Source organism: Streptomyces sp. NPDC087215, from assembly GCF_044744885.1.
GTDB lineage: Bacteria > Actinomycetota > Actinomycetes > Streptomycetales > Streptomycetaceae > Streptomyces.
Genome location: NZ_JBIUZD010000008.1, coordinates 253,488 through 279,408 on the forward strand (window position 1 = coordinate 253,488; position 25,921 = coordinate 279,408).

The window sequence follows — 25,921 nt, forward strand, 5'->3', positions numbered from 1 at the left end:
ACCGGGCCTGATGAGTCCGGCCGTACGGGTCCGGGCACGACGGGACACCGGGCCATGGCGGGTCCGGGCGCGGCGGGTCCGGGCATGACGAAGGCCCGGCGGTCTGACGACTGCCGGGCCTTCGCCCACATGGGGTGAGGTGTCCGAGAGGGCGGGCCCCCTCGGGCTCTCGGTGGAGATGGCGGGAATCGAACCCGCGTCCAACGGTGCGGAACCAGAGCTTCTCCGTGCGCAGTCCGCTATGAGTTTCTCAGCCCCGGAGATCACGCGGACAAGTCTCCGACGGGCTCAGTCACTGTTTGATTTCCCCCTCACCCCCGTGACCGGAATGAGAGGTTTAGATCCCTTGATTACGCCAGGATCCGGGTCGGGACCACCCCCGGGCTGACGCTCCTCACAGAGGCTTCTTGTCGTTACCTAAAATTAGGCAGCGAGGGCGAAGCGGGAGTTATCGCTCTTGGAGTTGGCGATTATTGGTTGCGACATATGGTTAACGAGATCATTGCCGCTTCCTCGACACGCTTCCTCTGGCTCGACATCCGCTGTCGAAACCGATCATCCCCATGTTGTTTTTTCAAAGGTCGCACCCGCTGTGAGGTGCGATGCCCATCGTACGTGACCGACGGGCGCCGCCGCCAGCACATTACGCGCGACCGGGCCGCTAGCCCGCCTTGGCCGCGCGCTGCCTGCGCTTGGCCGCCGCGATGGCCCGGCTGGTCTCACGGGTGTCCTGCTTCTCCCGGAGCGTCTGCCGCTTGTCGTACTCCTTCTTGCCCTTGGCGAGCGCGATCTCGACCTTGGCCCGTCCGTTCACGAAGTACAGGGCGAGGGGCACGATCGTATGACCGGTCTCCTGCGCCTTCGACTCCAGCTTGTCGATCTCCTCCCGGTGCAGCAGCAGCTTCCGCTTCCGCTTCGCCGAGTGGTTGGTCCAGCTGCCCTGCGTGTACTCGGGCACGTGGATGTTGTGCAGCCACGCCTCGTGGTTGTCGATCTGCACGAAGCCGTCGGCCAGCGAGGCACGGCCCATCCGCAGCGACTTCACCTCGGTGCCCATGAGCACCAGACCGCACTCGTAGGTCGTGATGATGTGATAGTCGTGGCGCGCCTTCTTGTTCTGCGCGATCATCTTGCGCTCGGGCGTCTTGTCCTGGTTCTTCGCAGGTTTGCCCTGCACGTTCACGAGTCCCTTGGCCATAGTGCGGTCATTTTCGCACTACGAACCCCCTCCGAGGCCACTCAATACCGTCCGGGCCCGTTCCTCGGCCCGCTCCCCCGCCGCCAGGTCCGGCACGATGCCCCGCCCGTCCACCACGTGCCCGGCGGGCGTGCGGTAGTGGCCGACGGTCAGTTCGGCGACCGAACCGTCCGGCAGCGCGCTCGGCATCTGCACCGACCCCTTGCCGAAGGTGCGGGAACCCACCGTCACCGCCCGGCCCCGGTCCTGGAGCGCCCCGGTCAGCAGCTCCGCCGCGCTCATCGTGCCGCCGTCGATCAGTGCCACCAGGGGCCGCGAGGTGTCACCGCCGCCCTCCGCGTACACCGCCCGCTGCTCGCCCTCCACGTCGTACGTGGCCACCAGGCCCCCGTCGAGGAACGCCGAGGCCGCCACCGCCGCCTCCGACACCAGGCCGCCCGCGTTGCCCCGCAGGTCCAGGAGGACGCCCGCGCCCGCCGGGGCCGCCCGGACCGCGTCGCGCACGCGCGTACCGGCACCCTTGGTGAAGGCCGAGACCCGGATCAGCAGGGTCCCGTCGTCGAGCCTGCTCACCGTGACCGGGTCCGTCGCCAGCCGGGCCCGGCGCAGCGTCTGCGTCCAGTCGGCCCGGCCGCGCTCGACCCGGAGCACCACCGGCGAACCGGCCACGCCCTCGCCGCGGAGCAGGGAGACGACCTCCGAGACCGAGAGCCCGTCGACCGGGCGCCCGTCGACGGAGACGATCCGGTCCCCGGTCCTGAGCCCGGCCCGCTCGGCCGGCCCGTCGGCCCGCACCCGGGTCACCCCGACCCTGCCTCCGGCGGTCCGCCCGGCGGAGAGCCCCACCCCGGTGTAGGCGCCGTCGAGGGCCTGCTCGAACTCGGCGTACTCCCGTTTGTCGTACACCGCGCCCCAGCGGTCACCGCTGCGGCTCACGAACTCCTCCGCGGCCTTCTTGCCCGACTTCCCGTCGGCCATCGCGGCGGCGGCGGCCCGGCTCAGCGCGGCACTGTCGACGGTCGCACCGCTCCCGGCGCCCGCCCCCGCCTGCACGGCCCCCGCGCCGCCCGGCTCCCGGGGCAGCGCACCGGTGGCGGCGGCGGTCGCGAGGACACCGGTGAACACCAACGTCAGAACGGCCCCACGGACCACTCCGCGGGGCCGGACACAGCGAAGGCCGCGACCACCCGACACGACGCACACTCTAGGACAAGCGAAAGGCGCCACAGGGGCTTTGCCCCCATGGCGCCGTCCGCCGCCGACGGTGTCCCGTCACACCTTCAGGTACTTGCGCAGCGCGATGAAGGCCGCCACCGCCGGCATCAGAAGACCGATGGCGATGACCAGCGGCAGCTTGGCGAGGACCGCGTCCCAGCCGATGAAGTTGACCAGCTGCATCTTGTCGGCGAGCGCGATGCCGTGATCGATGAGGAAGTACCGGCCGACGAGCAGCAGCACACAGGCGACCGCGCCGCCGAGGAGTCCGGCGAAGGCCGCCTCCATGATGAACGGCATCTGGATGTAGAAGCTGGACGCGCCGACCAGCCGCATGATGCCGGTCTCGCGGCGGCGGCTGAAGGCCGAGACCCGCACCGTGTTGACGATCAGCATCAGCGCGATGACCAGCATCAGGCCCATGACGCAGAGAGCGGCGATGTTCATGCCGTTCATCAGGTCGAAGAGGTTCTGCAGGATGTTCCGCTGGTCCTGGACCGACTCGACGCCGTCCCGGCCCGCGAAGGCGGTGGCGACCACCTTGTACTTCTCCGGGTCCTCCAGCTTGACCCGGAAGGACTCCTGCATCTGGTCCGGCGTCACCACGGAGGCGATGGCGGTGTCCCCGTACTGCGCCTTGTAGTGCTTGAACGCCTGGTCGGCCGTCTCGTGCTGGACGGTCTCGACGATGTCCATCTTCTTCAGGTCGGCCTCGATCTGCTCCTTCTGCTGTGCGGTGACCGCGCCCTTGGCGCACTTGGCCGCCGAGGCCGCGTCGGCCTTGTTGCAGAGGAAGATGGAGACGTTGACCTTGTCGTACCAGTAGTCCTTCATCGTGCTGACCTGCTCGCGCATGAGCAGCGCACCGCCGAACAGGGCGAGCGAGAGGGCCACGGAGACGATGACGGCGAAGGTCATCGTGAGATTGCGCCGGAGACCGACGCCGATCTCGGAGAGCACGAACTGAGCGCGCATGGTGATCTGTCCCCTACCTGCTCAGTGCTGGTACCCGTAGACGCCTCGGGCCTGGTCGCGGACGAGCCGGCCCTTCTCCAGTTCGATGACGCGCTTGCGCATCTGGTCGACGATGTTCTGGTCGTGGGTCGCCATGACGACGGTGGTCCCTGTCCTGTTGATGCGGTCGAGCAGCTTCATGATGCCGACGGAGGTCTGCGGGTCGAGGTTGCCGGTGGGCTCGTCGGCGATCAGCAGCATCGGGCGGTTGACGAAGGCGCGGGCGATGGCGACGCGCTGCTGCTCACCGCCGGACAGCTCGCCCGGCATCCGGTCCTCCTTGCCGCCGAGACCGACCAGGTCGAGCACCTGCGGCACACCCTTGCGGATCTCGCCGCGCGGCTTGCCGATGACCTCCTGGGCGAAGGCCACGTTCTGGGCGACGGTCTTGTTGGGCAGCAGGCGGAAGTCCTGGAAGACGGTGCCGAGCTGGCGCCGCATGTGCGGCACCTTCCAGTTGGACAGCCGGGCCAGGTCCTTGCCGAGGACGTGCACCTGGCCTTGGCTCGCGCGCTCCTCGCGCAGGAGCAGCCGGAGGAAAGTCGACTTTCCGGAGCCGGAGGAACCGACGAGGAAGACGAACTCCCCCTTCTCGATCTCCAGGGAGACATCCCGGAGCGCGGGGCGGTTCTGCTTCGGATAGGACTTGGAGACGTTGTCGAATCGGATCACGAATGCACCACGGTCGGCCGGGAGTAGGTGTGCGTGACCTTACGCGAACGGGGAAGGCCCGCGCAGTCGCGCTCCGGGCTTGCGCCGTTTATCCTTTTCGCCCCACGGGGTGCGGCCGGGGCGATCCGGTGGGGCGCGCCGAAACGCCGACGAGCTGGCACAGTGGTAGGGGGAACGTCCGGACCCCTCCGGGCGTTGTTCCCCGTGTAGTCCAGTGCGGGAGGAGGAGAGCGTATGACCTACGACCGACTGGTGTGCGCCAACTGCGCGGCCCCGGTCACCGAGGGCCGCTGCCCCGTCTGCCGTGCCAACCGGGAGCGGCTGACCCCCCAGGGTCTCTCGCCCGCGATGCTGCTGACGCTGGCGGTCGCCCTGCTGGCCGCGCTCGCGCTGCTGGCCGCGGTGCGCACGGTCTAGGGAGCCCGCCGGTCGGGCCGGACGCCGACGCGCGAGGCCCGCACGAGCCGGAGAGACGACGAAGGGCCGGGGATTCCTCCCCGGCCCTTCCTCATGCGCGGACGCGGATCACACGGCCGGTTCAGACTGCGGCGCGACCGCCGCCGACGAGACGCGGCAGCATACGGAAGCCGATGCCTCCGGCGATCATGGTCGCGGCACCGATGACCAGGAACGAGGTCTCGGCCGCGCCGGTCTCGGCGAGCTCCTCCTTCGCCTGGCCCTGCTGCACGGGCTGCGAACCGGCGCCGTCGGTGTCGACGTTGCTGTTGCCGCCGTCGACGCACTCGGCGCCGTCGAGGTCGACGGTGCAGGTGCCGGGCTCACCGCCGTCGTCCGGGGTGGTCGGGGAGTCGGTGCTGCCGGGGCCGGGCTCGGTGGTCTCCCCGGTGCCCGGCTCGGTCGGCGGCGTGGTGACCGGCGGGTTCGTGGCGGGGGGCGTGGTCGGGGGCTCCGTCGGAGGCGTGGTGGGCGGCTCCGTCGGGGGCGTGGTGGGGGGTGTGGTGGGCGGCTCCGTCGGAGGCGTGGTCGGAGGCGTGGTCGGGGGCTCCGTCGGAGGCGTGGTGGGCGGCTCCGTCGGGGGCTCGGTGGTGGGCGGCGTGGTCGGAGGCTCCGTCGGAGGCTCGGTGGTGGGCGGCGGAGTCGTCTCACAACCGGCACCGCCGGGCATACAGGTGTCCGTCGGGGTCGGAGTGTCGGACTCGCTGAAGACACCCACGGCCTGTGCGGCGCCCGCCGCGGTGAGCGACGCACCGGCCGCGATCACCGCACCGGCGGCGATGCGTGCGATACGGACTCGCATCTGCTTGGTCATCTGGCTGCTACCCCCAGTAGCTCATCTCGTCATGGGGCAGCGCTCGGGGCACGGGACAGGGGCGGCTCACTGCTGGACCGGGCCCCCGTGCGCACGCGCCCCGGAAGTGCGCATGCCGGTACGCCACCCTTCCGAGTTTCCGATGAGGCGTCAAGGTCGTTGCGCGTGCGATGCCCGAAAGGTCACCAGCTGCCCCACATACGACGATGCAACTGTGATGTAAACCCTGAACTACCTCGTGCGCAGGGCCAGTTACCTTGTCGACAAAGCGTCCCGCGCAGCCCGATTCCGCTTGCGGGAGCGAATCCCCTGGTGGTGCGGGAACGGCACCGGCCCCGCACCGGAGGGTGCGGGGCCGGACGCGGAGTACCTCGCGGGTTACTTCTCCTGCTGCTTGCGCCAGCGGATGCCCGCCTCCAGGAAGCCGTCGATCTCGCCGTCCAGGACGGCCTGCGGGTTGCCGACCTCGAACTCGGTGCGCAGGTCCTTGACCATCTGGTACGGGTGCAGGACGTACGAGCGCATCTGGTTGCCCCAGGAGCTGCCGGTGTCCTTCAGCGCGTCCATCCGGGCCCGCTCCTCCTGGCGCTGCCGCTCCAGCAGCTTGGCCTGGAGGACGTTCATGGCGCTGGCCTTGTTCTGGATCTGCGAGCGCTCGTTCTGGCAGGAGACGACGATGCCGGTCGGAAGGTGCGTGATGCGCACGGCCGAGTCGGTCGTGTTGACGCCCTGGCCGCCGGGGCCGGACGCGCGGTAGACGTCGACGCGCAGCTCGGACTCGTCGATCTCGACGTGGTCGGAGGACTCGACGACCGGGAGGATCTCGACGCCCGCGAAGGAGGTCTGGCGGCGCCCCTGGTTGTCGAAGGGCGAGATGCGGACCAGGCGGTGGGTGCCCTGCTCGACGGAGAGCGTGCCGTAGGCGTACGGGGCCTTCACCACGAAGGTGGTCGACTTGATGCCGGCCTCTTCCGCGTACGAGGTCTCGTAGATCTCCGTCGCGTAGCCGTGGCGCTCCGCCCAGCGCAGGTACATGCGCTGGAGCCGCTCGGCGAAGTCGGAGGCGTCCACGCCACCGGCCTCGGCGCGGATGTTGACCAGGGCCTCGCGCTCGTCGTACTCGCCGGAGAGGAGGGTGCGGACCTCCATCTCGTCGAGGGCCTTGCGGACGGAGATCAGCTCCGTCTCGGCCTCGGCGAGGGTGTCCGGGTCGTCCATCTCCTCGGCGAGCTCGAAGAGCACCGCGAGGTCGTCGATGCGCCCGCGCAGGGTCTCGGCCTTGCGGACCTCGGCCTGGAGGTGCGAGAGCCTGCTCGTGATCTTCTGTGCCGCGTCCGGGTCGTCCCACAGGGACGGTGCCGCGGCCTGCTCTTCGAGCACGGCGATGTCGGCCCTCAGCTTCTCGAGGTCCAGGACGGCCTCGATCGACCCCATGGTCGAGGAGAGGGACTTCAGCTCTTCGGATACATCGACGACTGCCACACGCCCAGCGTAACGGCTCCGGGCCCGGAGCCGAACCCTCGGCCGCCGGGCCCGGCGGGGGCGCCCGCGGGGCGGCCCGGCGCGATCGGCGGGGACCCGGCGGGGCCGCCGCTACGGCAGGGAGGACTGCTTGCTGTCCTGCGGCGGGGTCCCGGCGTCCCCGGAGACCGCCAGGTAGCCGCCGGCACCGAGGGCTCCGGCGACCACCACGGCGGCGACGGCGAGGGTGATCCGGCGCTTGCGGACCACACCCGCCTTGTGGCGGGCCGAGCCGGGACGCCGGGCCCCGGCGGGGCGGGGCGCGCGGGCGGTGCCGAGGGGGCCGCCGGACAGTTCGTCGGGGGCCGGGACCCGCATGGAGGTGTGGGTGTCGCGGTGGGAGTCGGCGGAGGCGCCGGGGACGAGCGGGACGGCGGCGCGCCGGGGCGCGGGTTCGCCGGGGGCCGAGGCGGTCGCGTAGGCCTCCTCGTCGTACGGCTCCGGGGAGGACTCGGCACCGGGTTCGTCCACGTCGAGCGGCGGGATGCCCTTGAGCGTCGGCAGGACGTCCTTGAGGCGGGCGGCCAGTTCGGAGGCGCGCAGCCGGGAGGCGGGGGCCTTCGCCAGGCACTGCACGACCAGCTGCCACAGCTCCTCGGGGATGCCGGGCAGCGGGACGACGGTCTCGGTGACGTGGCGGCGCAGGACGGCGCCGGGGTGGCCGCCGCCGAACGGGGTGAAGCCCGCGAGCAGTTCGTACAGGACGGTCGCCAGGGCGTAGATGTCGACGGCGGCGCGCGGCGGGAGGCCCTCGACGATCTCGGGGGCGAGGTAGTCGGGGGTGCCGATGATCCGGGTGGCCTTGGTGCGGCCGGGGGTGTCGATGAGCTTGGCGACGCCGAAGTCGGTGAGGAGGGCGGGGTGGGCGCCGCCGGGGCCGAGGGGGCCCTCCATGTCGAGCAGGATGTTCTCGGGCTTGACGTCCCGGTGGACGACCCCGGCGGCGTGCGCGGCGGCGAGGGCGTCGGCGACGTCGGCGACGATGGCGACGGCCGCCTCGGGGGCGAGCCGCCGCTCCCGGTCGAGGCGGGTGCGCAGGTCGGTGCCGCGGACCAGGTCCATGACGAGGGCGAGGTCGTTGCCGTCGACGACGAGGTCGCGGACCTTGACCACCCGGGGGTGGTCGAGGCCGAGCAGGGCGTTGCGCTCCTGGACGAAGCGTCCGACGAGTTCCTGGTCGGACGCCAGGTCCTCGCGCAGGAGTTTGACGGCGACGGGCCCCTCGGGGCCCTCGCCGAGCCACACCGTTCCGGCGCTGCCCCGCCCGAGGATCTGGTGGGTGGTGTAGCGACTGCCGATGTTCCGTGCCAAGACTGCTCCCTCAGCGGCTGCGGTTCACGCCAAACGTACGCGTCCCCGGCCGCCCGTCTCGACTTCCGAAGGGAAATCACCCTTCGGAAGTCGATAAATCGGCAGCCTTACTGTCCGGTACCGCCGGTGGTGCCCGTCGAACCGGTGCTGTCGCCGAGGCTGGAGATCCAGTCGGTGACCGAGGAGATGCCGTCCCCGATGGCCTCCCAGTAGCCCTTGCCCTGGGCGACCCAGTCCTGCAGGGGGGTCAGTTCCCAGACGAGCCAGCCCGCGACCACGAACAGGACGATCATGATCAGACAGCCCTTGAGGCAGCCGAGGCCGGGGATGCGCACCGGGTTGGCGCCGCGCTGGCGCGGCGGGCGCGGTTCACGGGGCGCGGGGGCCTGGGGCGGCGGCTGCGGCGGGGTGTACTGCTGCGGGGGCGGGGGCGGCGCGTACTGCTGGGGCGGGGGCGGCGGGGCGTACTGCTGGGGCGGAGGCTGCGGCGGGTACTGCTGGGGCGCGGGTCGCTGCGGGGGCCGCTGCTGCTGATAAGACGGCTGTCCGTGCTGCTGGCCCTGCTGCCCGTGGGACGGCTGCTGGCCGTACTGGCCGGGCGGCGGCTGCTGGCCCTGCTGCTGCCCGTACCGGCCGCCCTGCTGACCTTGCTGGCCCTGCTGGCCCTGCTGGCCGTACTGGCCCGGCTGCGGGGGTCCCGGCTGGCGCTGGGGCCGACGGCGCAGCGGGTCCTCGCTCGGGTCCAGGTACTGGACCTGTGTCTGCTCGTTGCGGTCGCGGACCGCGCGCAGCTGGCTCTGCCAGGGGTGCGGGTCCTCGGGCCCGCCCTGTCCCGCCTGGGGCGGGCCGGGCGGGACGGGCGGCATGACGGCGGTCGGGTCGGCGGCGCCCCCCGGGCCGCCGGTCGGCATGACGCTGGTCGCGCCCGCGGGGTCGAAGCGCGGGGGCGCCCCGGTGCCGCTGGGCAGCACCTGGGTGGGGTCGGCGGCGCCGGGGGTCTCCGGTACGGGCGCGGGAGACGGGTCCGGGGCGAGCAGGGCGCCGACGCCTTCGGCCGCCTCGATCTGGGCGGGGGTGGCGTGCACGCCGATGCCCGCGGCGACCGCGCGCAGCCCGCGGGCGAGGTTGACGGCGCTCGGCCGCCGGTCGGGGTCCTTGCTGAGGCAGCGCTCGATGACCGTCCAGAGCGGTCCCGGCACGGTCGAGGGGCGGCGGGGCTCCTCGCTGAGGTGCCGGTGCAGGACTTCGAGCGCGGTGCCGCCCGCGAACGGGGGGCGGCCGGTGACCAGCTCGTACAGCAGGATGCCCGCGCCGTAGATGTCGACGGCGGAGGTCTGCGGGCGGCCCTCGGCGGACTCGGGCGCCACGTACGCGGGCGTGCCGACGAATTCATGGGTGCGGGTGAGACCCGGGGAGTCGGCGAGGCGCGCGATGCCGAAGTCGGTGAGCATCGGGTGCATCTGGCCGCCCTGCTCGGCGAGCAGCACGTTGGCGGGCTTGAGGTCGCGGTGGACCACTCCGTCGGCGTGGCTCGCGGCGAGCGCGTCGGCGATCTGGGCGGTCAGGAGCGCGGCGGCGACCGGGGTGAGCGGGCCGCTCTCCCGGATGTACCGGTGCAGGTCGGGGCCTTCGACGAGGTCCATGACGAGGGCGAGGACATCGCCCTCGACGACCAGGTCGCGGGTGCGCACGATGTTCGGGTGGGTGAGCCGGAGCAGCACGGACCGCTCGCGCAGGAAGCGCATCACGATGTCCGCGTCGTTGGCCAGCTCCTCCTTGAGGACCTTGATCGCGACGGTCTCGCCGGGCTGGCCGGGCACGGCCGCCTCGGCGCCCGCCGTCTCCCGCTGGCGGGCTCGCCAGACGGTGCCCGTGGCGCCGCGGCCGAGCGGCTCCTCGAGCAGGTACTTGCTGCCGATAGGCCGCACGTCACGCGCTCCCTGCTGATCGTGGTCCCGGGGTGTGCCGGAGGTGGTCCCGGGGTCCCTGTTCCCTGTGGTGACCGGTCCGGGTGTCCGACCCACTTTAGTGCCGCCGCACGGACTACCGGCCGGTCGTCCACAGGCCGGTTCCGCGGGCCGTGCCGGGGCGCTTCTGTCCGGAAGAAGACGCTCTGCGAACCAGGAGGGTTGCGGGGCACGTTCCGAAGGCATGTTCAATCAGGCACTTTTACGTCCAGGGCCGACCATTCAAGATCGCTTCTGGCCGACCCGGGGGCGGGTTGTCGGCGGCAGGTGCGAGGATGCCTCCAGCACGTCGTACCTAGGGGGTCGGGAGCCCCGCGCCGTGCCGACCTGTACCGGGCGACGCGCCCGTGCCGGGTGGGGGGAGACACCGGGCGGTTCCCCCTCCGGCATCGCGCGCAGAAGGGACCGCTGACGGCGATGCAGATCCGGCTGACCGTCCTCGCGCCGTACGCCGCCCATGGCGCCGGGCGCGCCTGCGACGTGCTCGTCACGGCCCCCGCCGGGACGGCGCTCGCGGCCGTGGCCTCCCAGCTCGCCGCCGCCGTCACGGGCCCCGAGACCTCCGCCTCGGGCACGACCGTGCTCCATGCGGGCGCCGAGCGGCTCGACAACCGGCGCTGTGTGCTCGGCGAACCCCCGCTCGTGGACGGCGCGGTCCTCTCCCTCCAGGTCCCCGGCCCCGACGAGCGGGTCGGCGAGCCCGCGTCCGCCCGGCTGCACGTGGTGGCGGGCCCGGACGCGGGCGGAGTGCATCTGCTGCACGGCGGACCGATCAGAATCGGCCGTTCCGTAGAGGCGGACGTACCGCTCGACGACCCGGACGTCTCCCGCGCGCACTGCGTGGTCACCGTCGGCGAGGACGGCGCCGTCACGGTCGCCGACCGGGGCTCGACGAACGGCACGACCCTCGACGGCGTCCCGGTCGGCGAGCGCCCGGTCCGCTTCCGCCCCGGCGCCCTGCTCCGGCTCGGCGAGTCCGCCCTCCGGCTGAGCGGCCCCGGCGACGACCCCGTGGGCACGGACGCGCGGGCGACCGCCCCGGACGGCGAGGGACACCTGCGGATCGCCCTCGGGCCCGACGACCGGCCGGGCCACGAGCCGACCGGCGCCGACCGGCCCGGCCACGCGGGCGTGCCCGGGTCCGCCCACGGCGGCCCGGTGGACGACACCACCCACGGCGGCGCGGGCGGCGCCCTGTCCGGCGGCCCGGTGGACGACTCCCGCCACGACTCCCCGTACGGCACCCCGTACGGGGAGGGCTCTCACGGGCACGCGCGCGCGGGAGCCCCCCACGACGGCCCCGGCGACGCCCCGGGACGCGACGACGAGGAGCCCGGCGGGACCCGGCGGACCCGCCCCGCGGCGCCCGCCGCTCCGCCGTCCCCCGCCCGGGGCGGCGGCAGGCGCGGCCTCGGCGCCTGGGCCCGGCGCCTCACGGGCGGCCGCGAGGACCTCCCGGCGCCCGCCGACGGCCCCGGGACCGCGCCCGACACCCGCACCGGCGCCCGGCCGGTACCCGCCGCGCGGGCCGCCGCGCCCGCGCCGGTGGCCGACACCTGGCCCGACCCGGCCACCGTGCTGCTGACCGCCCTCGGCCCCGGCCCCCGGCTCTGGGAGCGCGCCCCGCACCACCCCGAGGCGCTCGTGGTGCGGCTCGGCACCACCGACCGCGCCGAACTCTCCGGCGTGCCCGTCACCGTGGGGCTGCGCGAGGCCGGTTCCCTCGGTCTGGCGGGCCCCGCCGACCGGCTCGCGGGACTGGCCCGCTCCGTCGTCGCCCAGCTCGCCGCCCTGCACTCCCCGGCCGATCTGGAGATCGTGCTGATCAGCGCCGACCGCAACCGCTCGCTGGACGAGCGGCGCCGGGCCTGGGGCTGGCTCGGCTGGCTCCCGCACGTCCGGCCCGCCCACGGCCAGGACGCCCGGCTGCTCCTCGCGTACGACCGCGAGCAGGCCCAGGCCCGTACGGCGGAGCTGACCCGGCGGCTCGACGACGGCCCGCTCGGCCCCGGCTGGCCCAGCGCCGACCGCGCCGCCGTCGCCGAGGCCGCGGCCCGCCACGAAGGCCCGGTCACGGTGGTGGTCGTGGACGGCGACCCCGGCTCCGCGGCCCTGCGCGAGACCGTCGCCCGGCTCGCCGGTGCCGGAGCCGCCGCGGGCATCCACCTCCTCTGTCTCGCCGAGGCCCCCGCCGCCTCCCCCGCCTCCCCGGTGGCCGCCACCTACGAGTCGGCCTGCGCCGGTTCGTTCGCGTTCCGCGAGTGCGGGGCCGCCGTGCTCCTCAGCGGTGACGTCGCCACCGCGCTGCGCCTGCTCAGGACGGCGGGCGGACGGGCCGCGGGCCACGGCACCGTGGGCGTGGTGGACGCGGTCTCCGTCGCCTGGGCCGACCGGTTCGGCCGCGCCCTGGCCCCGCTGCGCACGGACGCGGCGGCGGTGCCCGGCGCCCGCGCCGCCGCGCTGCCCCCCTCGTCCCGGCTCCTCGACGAACTGGGGCTCGCCCGCGCCACCCCCGCCTCCCTGATGGCCCGCTGGGCCTCCGCCGGGGACGGCACGGTCGTCCTGGGCACGGGCCCGCGCGGACCGCTCGCGGTGGACCTCACCAAGGAGGGCCCGCACCTGCTGATCGAGGGCCCCGCGGGCAGCGGGCGCACGGAGCTGCTCCGCTCGGTCGCCGCGTCCCTCGCGGCCGGTGGCCGCCCCGACCGGATCGGGCTGCTCCTGGTGGACGGGGCGGGCGGCGAGCGCGGCGAAGGACTCGCGGTCTGTACGGAGCTGCCGCACATCACCGAGCACCTGGTCGCCTCGGACCCGGTGCGGATGCGGGAGTTCGCGCAGGCGCTGGGCGCGGAGCTGAAGCGGCGCGCGGAGATCCTCGGCGACGGGCACTTCGCCGACCGGCGGGGCCCGCGCCCGGCGTCGGCGTCCGGCGCGGGCGACCGGCTGATCGGCCAGCGCAGCCCGAGCGCGGCGGAGTCGCTCCCGCAGGGCACGCGCGCGACCGTCCGGCTCCCGGAGGGCGACGACTTCGCCTCCCGCGCGAGCGGCCGGACGGCGTACCCCGGCGATCTCGAAGGCCGGACCACCGGACGGACCCTCCGGACGGGGGACGGCACGAGCGGGTCGTCACCGGGCACCCGGAGCGGGCGCGGAGACGAGACCGGGACCCGGGGCACGTACGGAGGGGACGTCGAGAGCCGGACGAGCGGGCGGTTGCCGTACCCGGCGGAGGAGCCGGGCGGGCGCCCCGGCGGCCGGACCGCGTACTCCTCGGGCGCGGAGGATCCGCGCGGACGCCCCAGCAGCCGCACCCTCCGCACGAACGACGACGAGCCGGGCGGCCGGGCGGCCGGCCGGATCTCCCGTACGGGGAACGGCGACGCCGCCGGGCCCGGGTCCCGCGCGGGCGACCTCGGTGGCCGGGCGAGCGGGCGTCTGCCCCACCCCGGTTCCGGCGGGTCAGGCGGGCGCGGGGGCGGGCACGTCGGCCGCGCCGGAGAGAGCGGCCCCGCCGCCCGCACGGGTGCCGAGGACCTCGGTGGCCGTGGTGGCGGAAGGATTCCTCACCCCGGTGCCGGGGACCTCGACGGGCAGGGCTCGTGGGCCGGGGGCCGGGGAGCCGACGAGCGGCCCGGGACGCGGGCGCGGTCGGGCGCCGAGGCCTTCCTCTCCGACACTCCGAGCGGACGGCTGCCCCGCCGGGACGGCGGCCTCCTGGACGACCGCCCGAGCAGCCGGACGCTCCGCACGGGCGACGGCGAACTCGGCGGACAGCCGGGCGGCCGGACGCTCCGCACCGGAGCCGCCGACCTCGGCGGACCCGGCAGCGGACGCGTCTCCCGCACGGGAGAGGGCGACCTCGGCGGGCGGCTCCCGCGCGGCGGCGACGGCGATCCCGGCGGGTACGGGAGCGGACGCGTCCCCCGTACCGGAGAGGGCGACCCCGGCGGGTACGGCTCCCGGGCCCCGGACGGCGGGTACGCGGCCGGGCGGGGTTCCCGTGGTGGGGAAGGGGCGCGGATTCCCGCGCCCGCCACCGGCGAGACGGGTGCCGTCAGGGGCTCGTCCGGATATCTGCCCCGGCTGGTCGTCCTCGTCGACGACTTCGACGCGCTCGTCGCGCCCGCGCTCGGCGCCCCCGGGCGTCCCGCCGCGGGTTCCGTCGTACGGGCCCTCGAAGCCGTCGCGCGGAACGGGGAGCGGCTCGGTGTGCACCTGGTCGCGACCTCGGCACGACCGGACAGGACCGCCGACACCGAGCTGGCCCACGGGGCCCGGCTGCGGATCGTGCTCGACGCGCCCCCGGCGACCTCGGGACCCGACGTACCGGCCGCGGGGCGCGGACGGCTGGGGCATCCGGACGGGCGGGTGACCCCGTTCCAGGCGGGCCGGGTGACGGGCCGCATCCCCCGGACGGCGACGCTCCGGCCGACGGTGGTCCCGCTGGAGTGGGAGCGGATGGGCGACCCGCCGACCCGGCGCCCGGTGCGGGAACTGGGCAACGGGCCTACGGACCTGGCCCTCCTGGCGAGCGCCCTCGACCGGGCCGCCCGCTCGGTGGAGGCGACCCCGGTGCCGCCGCTCACCCCGGCCACGCACGCGTAGCGCGACCCGCCGCCCTCGGTGGACCGGCCCCGGACCGGGCTCACGGTCCGGTGGGGCGCCAGAGCATCGACCGGGGGCTCCTCGGTACGCCCTCCAGCACCTCACGGCTCACGAGCACACCGGGCCGGACGGTCCCTCCACCGCCGAGGAGCGCGCCCGGCCGCTCGCCCACGAGACGGTCGCCCGTCCACCGCGTCGGCGGCGCCGCACCTGGTCATCGGCCCGCCGGGCACGCCCCACCGGGCCGGACCGTAGTGCGGGCCGGTCGTCGGTCCGGCCCGCCGGAGTCTCCGTGACGACCGCCCCGGCCCCCGGCCCCGGGTCCGGTCAGCCCCGGAGCGCCGCGACCGCCGAGCGCGTCAGGTCCTCCACGTATCCCGGCGGCAGTGGCGTACGGACGACGACGAGGCGCCAGTAGAGCGGGCCGACGATCAGGTCGAGGGCGCGTCCGGGGTCGGTGCCCTCGGGGAGTTCGCCACGGGCGACGGCCTCGCGGACGATCTGGGTGACGACGCCCCGGGGCCCGTCGAGGAGGGTCGCGGTGACGGTCTCGGCGATCTCGGGGTGCCGGGCGGCCTCGACGAGCAGATCGGGGACGACCTGCGAGGCGACGGGGTGGCGCAGGGCGTGCGAGGCGACTTCGAGGAGGGCCCGGACGTCCCCGTCGAGGGAGCCGGTGGCGGGGGCGGGCAGGCCCTGGGCGGCGAAGGCGCCGACGAGGTCGAGGACCAGGGCGAGCTTGGACTTCCAGCGCCGGTAGACGGCGGTCTTGCCGACTCCGGCGCGGCGCGCGATGCCCTCGATGGACATCCGTGCGAAGCCCACGGCCGCGAGCTCCTCGAAGACGGCGGCGCGGATCGCCTCGGTCACGTCCTCGCGGAGCACGGCGGCCCCGGCGGGGGCGCGGCGGGGGGTCGGATCGGTCATGAACCGCATCCTAACGAAGGCGAGATCCCGCCTCCGTGACGACGATACGGTTGCGTTCCGACGTGACGAGCCCTAATCTCGCCGTAGCGACGATACGGACCCGTTCCATCGCCGACGAACGCCCCGCACCCTTCGTCGAAAGCGCCCGCCCGTGACCACCACCCTCGCCCCGCCCCCGTCACCCCCGCGCCAGGACGCCCCCGAGGACCTCCGGGCCCTGGCCCTGCGCCACGGACTGACCGTCAGCGGCGCCCGGCCCTCGCTGCCCGCGTACGCCCGGCAGCTCTGGTCCCGCCGCGACTTCATCGCCGCCTTCGCGACCGCCCGGCTGACCGCCCGCTACAGCGAGGCGCGGCTCGGCCAGGTCTGGCAGCTCATGACCCCGCTGCTCAACGCGGCCGTCTACTACATGATCTTCGGCGTCCTGCTGAACGCGAAGCACGGCGTCCCCGACTACGTGCCCTTCCTGCTCACCGGCGTCTTCGTGTGGACGTTCACCTCCGACACGGTCCTGGCGGGCACCCGGGCCATCAGCGGCAACCTGGGTCTGGTCCGGGCCCTCCACTTCCCGCGCGCGAGCCTGCCGATCTCGCTCGCGCTCCAGCAGCTCCAGCAGCTGCTGCTCTCGCTCACCGCGCTGGCCGGGATCCTGTGCGTCCTCGGCGAGTTCCCCGCCTGGAGCTGGCTGCTCGCCGTCCCCGCGCTGCTGTGCCAGGCCCTGTTCAACACCGGCGCGGCGCTCGTCCTCGCCCGGCTCGCGGCCCGCACCCCGGACATCAGCCAGCTGATGCCGTTCGTGCTGCGGACCTGGATGTACGCCTCGGGCGCCATGTGGTCGATCCAGAACCTGGCGAGCGGCGGGCGGTTCCCCGAGGCGGTGGTCCTGGCGCTCCAGTGCAACCCGGCGGCGGTCTACATCGACCTCATGCGCTTCGCGCTGATCGGGAGCCAGACCTCGGCGCAGCTGCCGCCGCACGTCTGGGCGCTCGCCGTCGGCTGGGCCCTGCTGGCCTTCGTCGGCGGTTTCGTGTGGTTCTGGAAGGCTGAGGAGACGTACGGCCGTGGATGAGAACGAGCGGACCCCGACCGTGGTGGTCGACGGCGTCCATGTCACGTACACCGTCAACGGCGCCCCCGCGGGCGGCCGGGGCGCCGCGACGGCCGCGCTGGGCCGCGTCCTGCGACGGGGCGGCACGGCTCCGGCCGGGCGCCGGGTGCACGCGGTGCGGGGCGTCAGCTTCGTCGCGTACCGGGGCGAGGCGATCGGCCTGATCGGTTCGAACGGATCGGGGAAATCCACCCTCCTGAAAGCGATCGCGGGCCTCCAGCCCGTCGAGCGGGGCCAGGTCTACACCCATGGGCAGCCCTCGCTGCTCGGCGTCAACGCGGCCCTGATGAACGATCTGACCGGCGAGCGGAACGTGATCCTGGGCGGTCTGGCGATGGGCATGAGCCGTACGGAGGTCCGGGAGCGCTACGACGAGATCGTGGACTTCTCCGGCATCAACGAGAAGGACGACGCCATCTCCCGCCCGATGCGGACCTACTCCTCCGGGATGGGCGCCCGGCTGCGCTTCTCGATCGCCGCCGCGAAGAGCCACGACGTCCTGCTCATCGACGAGGCGCTGTCCACCGGCGACGCGCGCTTCCGGCGCCGCAGCCAGGCGCGGATCGACGAACTGCGGGCGGCGGCGGGCACGGTCTTCCTGGTCAGCCACTCGAACTCGACCATCACGGAGACCTGCGAGCGGGCCCTGTGGCTGGAGGCGGGCACGCTGCGGATGGACGGCCCGGCGAAGGAGGTGGTGGCGGCGTACGAGGAGTTCACCGCGACGGGAGCCACGGCAGGGCCCGGGGCCGGGGCAGGGGCCGGGGCAGGGGCCGCGACGGGAGCCACGACCGGAGCCGCCATCGAGGCCAAGACTCCGGGCAAATAGGGCATAGAGGTCTAAAGTGCGGAGGGATGACGAACGAGCACCCCTCTCCGCCCCGGCCGTCCGCGCCCCCGCCCCCCTCCCTCACCGCGTCCCCCTTCGACTCGGACACCTTCACCTCCGCCACCTTCGTCACGGTCGGCCTCGGCCCCCGGCTCGCCCTCGCCGCCCTCTGGCTGCTGACCCGCGCGGGCATGGTCCTGCTGCTCCTGCGCGACGACCTCGGCATCGGCGGGGTCGGCCGCGAGGTGGACCTCTACCGGCACTGGTACGGCCAGTTCGCCCAGGGCACCTTCCCGCCCGGCGACGTCACCTGGCAGTACCCGCCCGGCGCCGGAGTCGTGATCATGTCCCCGGGCCTCCTGCCCTGGCTGACGTACTTCCAGGCGTTCGTCGCCCTCACCCTCCTCGCCGACGCGGTCGTCACCCTCGCCCTCGCCCGCGCCGACAGCTCCCGGCTCACCCACGGCGCCTGGTACTGGGCCTGCGGACTGCCGCTCCTCCTGCATCTGCCGCTCGCCCGGTACGACGTCCAGACCACCGCCCTCGCCGTCCTCGCCCTGCTCGCCCTCAGCGCCCGCCCGACCGCCGCCCACCAGCTCGGCGGGGCGCTCGCCGGAATCGGCGCCATGGTCAAGGTCTGGCCGGTTCTCGCCCTCATCGGCACCCCCCGGGGCCGTACCACCCGCGACGCCTGGACCGCCGCCGCCGTCGCCGCCCTCGCGCTCCTCGCCACCCTCGCCCTGTTCTTCTCCGGCTCGCTCGGCTTCCTGCGCCGGCAGGGCGACCGGGGCGTCCAGATCGAATCGCTCGGCGGCACCGCCCTCGCGCTCGCCCGCGCCACCGGCGTCTGGCCCGGCCGGGTCGAGTACCGCTACGGCGCCTTCGAGTACATCGGCCCGTACGTCTCCAGCCTCGGCCACCTCGCCCTGCTGCTCACCGTCATCGCCTTCGGCTGGCTGCTGCTCTGGCGCGTCCGGGCCCACCGCTGGACCACCGCCACCCCCTTCGACGCGGCCCTCGCCGCCGTCCTGCTCCTCACCGCCACCAGCCGGGTCATCAGCCCCCAGTACCTGATCTGGCTGCTCGGACTCGCCGCCGTCTGCCTGACCTCCCGCGCCACCGTGATGCGCCCGGTCGCGCTCCTGCTGCTCCCGGCGGCGGCGCTCAGCTCGCTCGCCTACCCCGTCCTGTACGACGAGGTCCTCGCCGGTGCTCCCAGGGGCCTGGCCGTCATGGTGCTCCGCAACGGTCTGCTGCTCGCCGCCGCCCTGCTCGCCGCCCACCGCCTGTGGACCTCGACGGTCCCGGGACCGCCCAAGGAGACCGCCTAGGGCGACCGGGAACGCGGAAGGGCCCCGCCGGAGATCCGGCGGGGCCCTCCGCGTCCCCGGACCGGGGAGCCCGGTCCGGGGTCGGTGCGACCGGGGTCGGCGCGACTAGCTGTGCGTCCGGAGCAGCGTGCGCATGGTCCGCATCGCCACCGACAGGTTCGCCAGGTCGAAGGTGTCCGAGCCCTGGATCTCCTCCAGGGTCGTCCGCGCGCGGCCCAGGATCGCCGTGTTCCGCTCCTCCCAGCCCTTGAACCGCTCCTCGGGGCTGGTCGTGCCGTTGCCCACCGTCAGGACGTCCGCCGTCAGCGCCGCGTGCGCCGCGAACAGGTCCTCACGGATCGAGGCACGGGCCATCGACTGCCACCGGTCGCTGCGCGGCAGCTCGATGATCCGGTCCATCAGATCGGTGATCCGCAGCCGGTCGCCCAGGTCGAAGTAGACCTCGGCCACCGCCGACGGCTCCTTGCCCATCCGGTCCGCGATCGCCACGACGTCGAGGACCGGGAACGCCGAGGAGAAGCCCGCGACCCGCCGGGCCAGCTCCTCCGGCACGCCCGCCCCGATCAGCTCGTCCCGGATCGACTCGTACCACTCCAGGTCCGCGCCGCGCAGCAGACCGGGCAGCTGCGCCCGGACCTCCTCGACCCGCTCGGAGAAGAACTCGATGGTCTCGGTGAGCTGCAGCGGCTGCGGCCGGTTGTTGAGCAGCCAGCGCGTGCCGCGCTCGACGAGCCGCCGCGAGTGCAGCCGCATCCGGGTCTGGATCTCGGCCGGAACCTGGTTGTCGAGCGCCTCGACGGCGTCCCAGACCTGGCCGAGGCGGAAGACCACCCGGGCCGCGGTCTGCGCCCGGACGATCTCCTCGATCGACGCGCCGGTCTCCTCGCGGAGGCGGTGCAGGAAGGTCGAGCCGCCGGAGTTGACGGTGTCGTTGACCAGGACCGTGGTGATGATCTCGCGGCGCAGCGCGTGGCCGTCGACCGCCTCGGGGAACTTCTCGCGCAGCAGCGTCGGGAAGTACGCGTGCAGCAGTCCGCGCAGGTACGGGTCGTCCGGCAGCTCCGTGCCGATCAGCTCGTCGGCCACCGTGATCTTGGTGTAGGCGAGGAGGACGGCCAGCTCCGGCTGGCTCAGACCGCGGCCGTTGTTGAGGAGTTCGCGGATCTGCCGGTCGTTGGGCAGGAACTCCAGGGAGCGGTCGAGGGCCCCGTCGCGGCCCAGGCGGCGCATGAACCGCTGGTGGGCGTGGAGCAGGGACGGCGACTGGGCGACGGCGTTGGCCAGGGCCGTGTTCTGCGCGTAGTTGTTGCGCAGCACGAGCGCGCCGACCTCGTCGGTCATCTCCGCGAGGATCTTGTTGCGCTGCTTGACGGTCATGTCGCCCTCGGCGACGAGCCCGTTGAGCAGGATCTTGATGTTGACCTCGTGGTCGGAGGTGTCGACGCCCGCGCTGTTGTCGATGGCATCGGTGTTGATCTTTCCGCCGTCGCCACCGGGGCCGCCGGAGCGGGCGAACTCGATGCGGCCCAGCTGGGTCGCGCCGAGGTTGCCGCCCTCGCCGACGACCTTGGCCCGGACGTCCTGGCCGTCGACGCGGATGGCGTCGTTGGCCTTGTCGCCGACGTCGGCGTCGGTCTCGGCCGAGGACTTCACGTACGTGCCGATCCCGCCGTTCCACAGCAGGTCGACGGGGGCCTGGAGCACGGCCTTCATCAGCTCGGCCGGAGTCATCTTGGTGGTCCCGGCCTCGATGCCGAGTGCGGCCCTGACCTGCGCGTTGACCGGGATCGACTTGGCGCTGCGGGGGTGGATGCCGCCACCGGCGGAGAGCAGCGAGGAGTCGTAGTCGGCCCAGGAGGAGCGGGGCAGGTCGAAGAGGCGGCGGCGCTCGGCGTAGGAGACGGCCGCGTCCGGGTTGGGGTCGAGGAAGATGTGCCGGTGGTCGAAGGCCGCGACCAGCCGGATGTGCTCGGAGAGCAGCATTCCGTTGCCGAAGACGTCACCGGACATGTCACCGACGCCGACGACGGTGAAGTCCTCGCTCTGGGTGTCGTGGCCCAGCTCGCGGAAGTGCCGCTTGACGGACTCCCAGGCGCCGCGGGCGGTGATGCCCATGCCCTTGTGGTCGTATCCGGCGGAGCCGCCGGAGGCGAAGGCGTCACCGAGCCAGAAGCCGTACGACTCCGCGACCCCGTTGGCGATGTCGGAGAAGGTCGCGGTGCCCTTGTCGGCGGCGACCACCAGGTAGGTGTCGTCCTCGTCGTGGCGGACCACGTCGAGGGGCGGCACGACCTCGCCCGCGACCAGGTTGTCGGTGATGTCGAGCAGCGCCGAGATGAAGGTCTTGTACGAGGCGATGCCCTCGGCCAGCCAGGCGTCCCGGTCCACGGACGGGTCCGGGAGCTGCTTGGCGACGAAGCCGCCCTTGGCGCCGACCGGCACGATGACGGTGTTCTTCACCATCTGCGCCTTGACCAGGCCGAGGATCTCGGTACGGAAGTCCTCGCGCCGGTCGGACCAGCGCAGACCGCCCCGGGCGACCTTGCCGAAGCGCAGGTGGACGCCCTCGACGCGCGGGGAGTACACCCAGATCTCGAAGGCCGGGCGGGGCGCGGGGAGGTCGGGGATGGCCTGCGGGTCGAACTTCATCGACACGTAGGAGTGCGGCTCCCCCAGGGCGTCCTTCTGGAAGAAGTTCGTCCGCAGCGTGGCCTTGACGACGGTGAGGAAGGACCGCAGGATGCGGTCCTCGTCCAGGCTCGCGACCTGGTCGAGGGCGCCGTCCAGCTCCTCCAGGATGCCGTCGGTCAGCTCGGTCCCGGCGCGCTGGCGCTCCGGCGCCATCCGCGCCTCGAAGAGGGAGACGAGCAGCCGGGTGGTGTGGACGTTGTTGCGGAGGGTGTCCTCCATGTAGTCCTGGCTGAACGTCGCACCGGCCTGGCGCAGGTACTTGGCGTAGGCGCGCAGTACCATCGCCTCGCGCCAGGTGAGCCCGGCGGACAGGACGAGCGAGTTGAAGTTGTCGTCCTCGGCCCTGCCGGTCCAGGTGGCGGCGAAGGCCTCCTGGAAGCGCTCGCGGGCGTCGTCGCCGAGGTAGTCGCCGTTGCCGGTCGGGGCGGGCATCCGCAGACCGAAGTCGTAGATCCAGGAGGTGTGGGCGCGGTCGGTGCGGCGCAGCTCGTAGGGGCGCTCGTCGGTGACCTCGACGCCGAGCCGGTTGAGCACCGGGAGCACGGCGGACAGGGAGATCGGCTCGCCCGTCTTGTAGATCTTGAAGCGGCGCTCGCCGGGGCCCGCGCCGACCGGCTCGTACAGCGAGAGCGCGAAGTCCTTGCCCTCGATGCGGGCCAGGGCCTCCAGGCGAACCAGGTCGGCGACGGCCGCGCGGGGCGAGTGGTCGGCCTTGTAGCCCTCGGGGATGGCGTTGCCGTAGCGGCGCAGCAGCTCGGCGGCGCGCTCCTCGCCGCACTCGGCGTTCAGCGCTTCGGCGAAGCCGTCGGCCCAGGAGCGGGCGGCCTCGACGAGCCGGGCCTCGACGCGGTCGACATCGGCGTCGGTGAGCTTCGCCAGCTCGGTGCCGGGCTCGACGCGGACGACGAAGTGCAGCCGGGAGAGGATCGACTCGGTGTTCCAGGCGGTGAAGTCGACGCTGGCGCCGCCGAGCTCCTCCTTCAGGATGTCGATGATCCGCAGCCGGACGCGGGTGGTGTAGCGGTCGCGCGGCAGGTAGACGAGGGCCGAGTAGTAGCGGCCGTACTCGTCCTGGCGCAGGTAGAGCCGGAGGCGGCGGCGCTCCTGGAGGTACAGGACGCTGGTGACGATGGCCTGGAGCTGGTCGACCGGGGTCTGGAACAGCTCGTCGCGCGGGTAGGTCTCCAGGATCTGGAGCAGGTCGCGGCCGTCGTGGCTGTTGGGCGAGAAGCCCGCGCCCGCCAGGACCTCCTTGACCTTGCGCTTGACGACGGGGACCCGGCGGACGGACTCGGTGTAGGCGGCCGAGGAGAACAGGCCGAGGAAGCGGCGCTCGCCGATGACGTTGCCGTCGGCGTCGAACTTCTTCACGCCGACGTAGTCGAGGTACGAGGGGCGGTGCACGGTCGCGCGGCTGTTGGCCTTCGTCAGGATCAGCAGCTTGTGCTCGCGGGCCTTGGCGCGGGCGTCGGCGGGCAGCCGGCTGAAGGACGGCGAGACGGGGTGGGCGTGGTGGCCCTCGTCGCCGCCGGTGTGCTGCGGGTCGGAGCGCAGGATGCCGAGGCCGGTGCCGGGGACGGCGGCCAGGGCGTCCCCGTCGACCAGCTCGTACTCGCGGTAGCCGAGGAAGGTGAAGTGCTCGTCGGCGAGCCAGCGCAGCAGCTCGCGGGCCTCCTCGACCTCGGTGGGGCGCAGGTCGGAGGCGGTGGGCTCGTCCGGGAGGCCGTCGGCGATCCGCAGGGCGGCCTCGCGCATCTTCTCCCAGTCCTCGACCGTCTCGCGGACGTCGGACAGGACGCGCAGCAGGTCGGCGGTGATCTGCTTGAGGTCGGCGCGGTCGGTCTCGCGGTCGATCTCGACGTGGATCCAGGACTCGGTGAGCGCGTCGTGCGGCAGCTCGCCGTGGATCTGGGCCGAGAGGACCTCGATGAGGCGCCCGGTGACGTCACGGCGGACGAGGACCTGCGGGTGGATCACGACATGGATGCCGCGGCCCTGGCGGGACAGCTCGTTGGTGACGGAGTCGACGAGGAAGGGCATGTCGTCGGTGACGACCTCGACGACGGAGTGGCTGCTCGTCCAGCCGTTCTCCTCCACCGTCGGGGTGTGGACGCGCACGTTCGCGGTGCCCTGCGGACGGTTCTCCGCGAGGCGGTAGTGGGAGAGCGCGGCACCGAACACGTCGACCGGGTCCCGGTCGCCGAGGTCCTCCGGAGCGGTGTGCAGGTAGTAGCGCTGGAGGTACTCGAGCACCGTGTCCCGGTCCGGGCGCTCCCCGGCGCCCTCGGCGCCCGTCGGGAGTCGCCCCCCGACCGGGCTGTGCTCAGCTACCCGGGCGGCCCTTTCGAGCAGCTCGGCCTTGGCTTCGTCCAGCTTGGTCTGCATGTCCTCTGACTCCTGTCGCGCGCCGTTGCGTGACGTCGGTGGAAGAAAGGGCACAACGCCACGACGCGGTGATTCCGGTCGATGTCGACGTTATGCCCGGATGAGAGATGCCCGGGTCGTTATCGGCCACGGAGAGCGGCACGCCCGGACGGAAGGGATCGGCGAACGCACGGTGGGCCCGGCCGCCGTGGCGGGTCGGGCGGCGGCCGGGGGCTCCACTGCCCCCACGGCGTATCGCGCTGATCACGGCAAAAGCCTATCGCCCCCGACCCCCGAACCGTCATGAGCCGCATGTGTACAAAAGATGAGGGGGAAGTTTGACGTTCTGGACAGCGACACATGTCCTCTTGGCAAAGGGCCCCGCCGGGGGCGGCCCGTGCGCGAGCATGGGCGCAGCACGGCAGACCGACCATCTGTGACTCTGGGAGAGCCATGGCGAAGATCCTGATCGTGACCGGGGACGCGGCGGAGTCGCTGGAGGTGTTGTACCCGTACCAGCGGCTCCTCGAAGAGGGGTACGAGGTGGACATCGCGGCCCCGGCGCGCAAGACGCTCCGCTTCGTCGTCCACGACTTCGAGCCCGGTTTCGACACGTACACGGAGAAGCCGGGCTACACCTGGCCGGCCGATCTGGCGTTCTCCGAGGTGGACCCGGGCGCGTACGCGGCCGTGGTGATCCCGGGCGGCCGGGCGCCGGAGTACCTGCGCAACGATCCGGAGCTGCGCGAGATCCTCAAGGCGTTCTTCGACTCCGACAAGCCGGTGGCGCAGATCTGTCACGGACCGCTCATGACGGCGGCGACGGGCAGCCTGGAGGGCCGCCGCGTCACGGCGTACCCGGCGCTGGAACTGGACATGCGGGCGGCCGGGGCGTCCTTCGAGGACAGCGAAGCCGTGGTGGACGGCCTGCTGGTCTCCTCCCGCGCATGGCCTGACCACCCGGTCTGGATGCGCGAGTTCCTGAAGGTGCTCCGCGCCAAGGGCTGACCTCCCACGACTCCGGCGCCGCGGGGCCCCGACGGCGCCGGAGTCCGGGCGGTGCGGGGGCCGGGGCGCCATGGTCCGGGGGCGCCATGGTCCGGCGTGCCGGGCGCGGTGATGTCAGGGCCCGGCACGGTCAGGGCCCCGGCGTGACCGGGACCCGCACCCGCACCCGCACCCGCCAGGACCCGCTAGACCAGTTCCTCCGCGACCGCCACCGCCTCCGCGAGCGAGTCGACCACGGGGACGCCCACCCGCTCCAGGGACGCACGGCTGTGCGAGCCCCCGGTGTAGAGCACCGCCCTGGCGCCCACGTGGGCCGCCGCCAGCGCGTCGTCGGCCGCGTCCCCGATGACGACCACCCGGTCCGCCCGGACGCCGCCCAGCGCCGCCAGGTGCCGCACCATGTGCCCGGACTTCCCGTCCGTCGAGGCGTCGGCGCGGCCGTCCATGCGGACGAACCGCTCGGCGATCCCGTGCCTCCGCACCAGCGGTATCAGCTCGGCGTGCGGCGCGAGCGAGAGCAGCGACTGCGTGAAGCCGGACTCCTGCCGGACCGCGAGCAGCTCGGCGGCGCCGGAGGTCAGCCCGCAGCCCTCGGCCCGCGCCCAGTAGTGCCGGTGGAAGGCGCCGTCCATGACGCTCCACTCGGTGGCCGTGGGCAGCCGCCCCATGAGCCGCTCGTAGAACTTGGGCACCGGCACCGTGTACAGCTCCCGGTACCGCTCCAGAGTGATCGGTTCGAGCCCCAGCTCCGCGAAGGCGGCGTTGGTCGCCCCGATGACCGCGCCGATGTCGTCGAGCAGCGTGCCGTTCCAGTCCCAGACCAGATGCTTGCCCCGCAAGCCGTCGTGCTTCCCCATGGGGAGGACCGTACCCGGCGGCTCGGACACTCA

Annotated in this window: 17 protein-coding genes and 1 other RNA gene; 6 read left to right on the forward strand and 12 right to left on the reverse strand. The window is 73.4% G+C overall.

Annotated features, from left to right (window positions below; translation table 11 throughout):
• Window positions 1-170: 170 nt before the first annotated feature.
• The 5 genes from ssrA to ftsE form a co-directional block, all read right to left on the reverse strand.
• Window positions 171-563: a transfer-messenger RNA gene (gene ssrA, locus ACIO92_RS22115) on the reverse strand.
• Between the two features lie 98 nt (window positions 564-661).
• Complete coding sequence (gene smpB, locus ACIO92_RS22120; RefSeq protein ID WP_366440993.1) at window positions 662-1,198, reverse strand: SsrA-binding protein SmpB; 537 nt, start codon at window positions 1,196-1,198, stop codon at window positions 662-664.
• Between the two features lie 18 nt (window positions 1,199-1,216).
• Window positions 1,217-2,392, reverse strand: coding sequence for a S41 family peptidase (locus tag ACIO92_RS22125; RefSeq protein WP_402058619.1), 1,176 nt, complete (start codon window positions 2,390-2,392; stop codon window positions 1,217-1,219).
• A gap of 78 nt (window positions 2,393-2,470) precedes the next feature.
• A complete protein-coding gene (gene ftsX / locus ACIO92_RS22130; RefSeq protein WP_351782930.1) occupies window positions 2,471-3,388 on the reverse strand; it encodes a permease-like cell division protein FtsX in 918 nt (305 codons plus the stop codon).
• A 21-nt stretch (window positions 3,389-3,409) separates the two neighbouring features.
• The gene (gene ftsE, locus ACIO92_RS22135; protein ID WP_366440991.1) at window positions 3,410-4,099 is read right to left on the reverse strand and encodes a cell division ATP-binding protein FtsE; all 690 of its coding nucleotides are present in this window, start codon (window positions 4,097-4,099) and stop codon (window positions 3,410-3,412) included.
• A 234-nt stretch (window positions 4,100-4,333) separates the two neighbouring features.
• On the opposite strand from ftsE, the gene ACIO92_RS22140 reads away from it, so the two are divergent.
• Window positions 4,334-4,516, forward strand: coding sequence for a hypothetical protein (locus tag ACIO92_RS22140; RefSeq protein WP_366440990.1), 183 nt, complete (start codon window positions 4,334-4,336; stop codon window positions 4,514-4,516).
• A gap of 121 nt (window positions 4,517-4,637) precedes the next feature.
• Here the strand turns inward: ACIO92_RS22140 and ACIO92_RS22145 are convergent, their stop codons facing one another.
• From ACIO92_RS22145 to ACIO92_RS22160, 4 genes are all read right to left on the reverse strand, one after another.
• Window positions 4,638-5,369, reverse strand: a complete 732-nt coding sequence (locus tag ACIO92_RS22145) for an LPXTG cell wall anchor domain-containing protein (RefSeq protein WP_366440989.1) — start codon at window positions 5,367-5,369, stop codon at window positions 4,638-4,640.
• 378 nt (window positions 5,370-5,747) lie between these two features.
• Complete coding sequence (gene prfB, locus ACIO92_RS22150) at window positions 5,748-6,851, reverse strand: peptide chain release factor 2 (protein ID WP_366440988.1); 1,104 nt, start codon at window positions 6,849-6,851, stop codon at window positions 5,748-5,750.
• A 111-nt stretch (window positions 6,852-6,962) separates the two neighbouring features.
• The gene (locus tag ACIO92_RS22155; protein ID WP_402282725.1) at window positions 6,963-8,201 is read right to left on the reverse strand and encodes a serine/threonine-protein kinase; all 1,239 of its coding nucleotides are present in this window, start codon (window positions 8,199-8,201) and stop codon (window positions 6,963-6,965) included.
• Between the two features lie 107 nt (window positions 8,202-8,308).
• Window positions 8,309-10,129 (reverse strand): serine/threonine-protein kinase, encoded by a 1,821-nt coding sequence (locus ACIO92_RS22160; protein WP_402282724.1) that lies wholly within the window; start codon window positions 10,127-10,129, stop codon window positions 8,309-8,311.
• Between the two features lie 456 nt (window positions 10,130-10,585).
• On the opposite strand from ACIO92_RS22160, the gene ACIO92_RS22165 reads away from it, so the two are divergent.
• Window positions 10,586-14,773 (forward strand): FHA domain-containing protein, encoded by a 4,188-nt coding sequence (locus ACIO92_RS22165; RefSeq protein WP_402058612.1) that lies wholly within the window; start codon window positions 10,586-10,588, stop codon window positions 14,771-14,773.
• A 327-nt stretch (window positions 14,774-15,100) separates the two neighbouring features.
• On the opposite strand, the gene ACIO92_RS22170 is transcribed toward ACIO92_RS22165, so the two are convergent.
• A complete protein-coding gene (locus ACIO92_RS22170) occupies window positions 15,101-15,709 on the reverse strand; it encodes a TetR/AcrR family transcriptional regulator (protein ID WP_384863978.1) in 609 nt (202 codons plus the stop codon).
• A 142-nt stretch (window positions 15,710-15,851) separates the two neighbouring features.
• On the opposite strand from ACIO92_RS22170, the gene ACIO92_RS22175 reads away from it, so the two are divergent.
• From ACIO92_RS22175 to ACIO92_RS22185, 3 genes are read left to right on the forward strand one after another with little or no spacing between them, the layout of a single operon-like run.
• On the forward strand, window positions 15,852-16,769 hold the full coding sequence (locus ACIO92_RS22175; protein ID WP_366440984.1) for an ABC transporter permease: 918 nt from the start codon (window positions 15,852-15,854) through the stop codon (window positions 16,767-16,769).
• Window positions 16,762-17,637, forward strand: coding sequence for an ABC transporter ATP-binding protein (locus tag ACIO92_RS22180; RefSeq protein WP_402282721.1), 876 nt, complete (start codon window positions 16,762-16,764; stop codon window positions 17,635-17,637). The genes ACIO92_RS22175 and ACIO92_RS22180 overlap by 8 nt, the downstream gene beginning before the upstream one ends.
• A 26-nt stretch (window positions 17,638-17,663) precedes the next feature.
• The gene (locus ACIO92_RS22185) at window positions 17,664-18,968 is read left to right on the forward strand and encodes a glycosyltransferase 87 family protein (RefSeq protein WP_402058606.1); all 1,305 of its coding nucleotides are present in this window, start codon (window positions 17,664-17,666) and stop codon (window positions 18,966-18,968) included.
• 105 nt (window positions 18,969-19,073) lie between these two features.
• Here the strand turns inward: ACIO92_RS22185 and ACIO92_RS22190 are convergent, their stop codons facing one another.
• Window positions 19,074-24,044: an NAD-glutamate dehydrogenase gene (locus ACIO92_RS22190; protein WP_402282719.1), complete on the reverse strand. Its 4,971-nt coding sequence runs from the start codon at window positions 24,042-24,044 to the stop codon at window positions 19,074-19,076.
• 432 nt (window positions 24,045-24,476) lie between these two features.
• Here ACIO92_RS22190 and ACIO92_RS22195 point away from each other — a divergent pair, with 432 nt between their 5' ends.
• Window positions 24,477-25,031: a DJ-1/PfpI family protein gene (locus ACIO92_RS22195; protein WP_366440980.1), complete on the forward strand. Its 555-nt coding sequence runs from the start codon at window positions 24,477-24,479 to the stop codon at window positions 25,029-25,031.
• A gap of 185 nt (window positions 25,032-25,216) precedes the next feature.
• Here ACIO92_RS22195 and ACIO92_RS22200 read toward each other — a convergent pair whose 3' ends face one another.
• Window positions 25,217-25,888, reverse strand: a complete 672-nt coding sequence (locus ACIO92_RS22200) for an HAD hydrolase-like protein (RefSeq protein WP_366440979.1) — start codon at window positions 25,886-25,888, stop codon at window positions 25,217-25,219.
• Window positions 25,889-25,921: the final 33 nt, after the last annotated feature.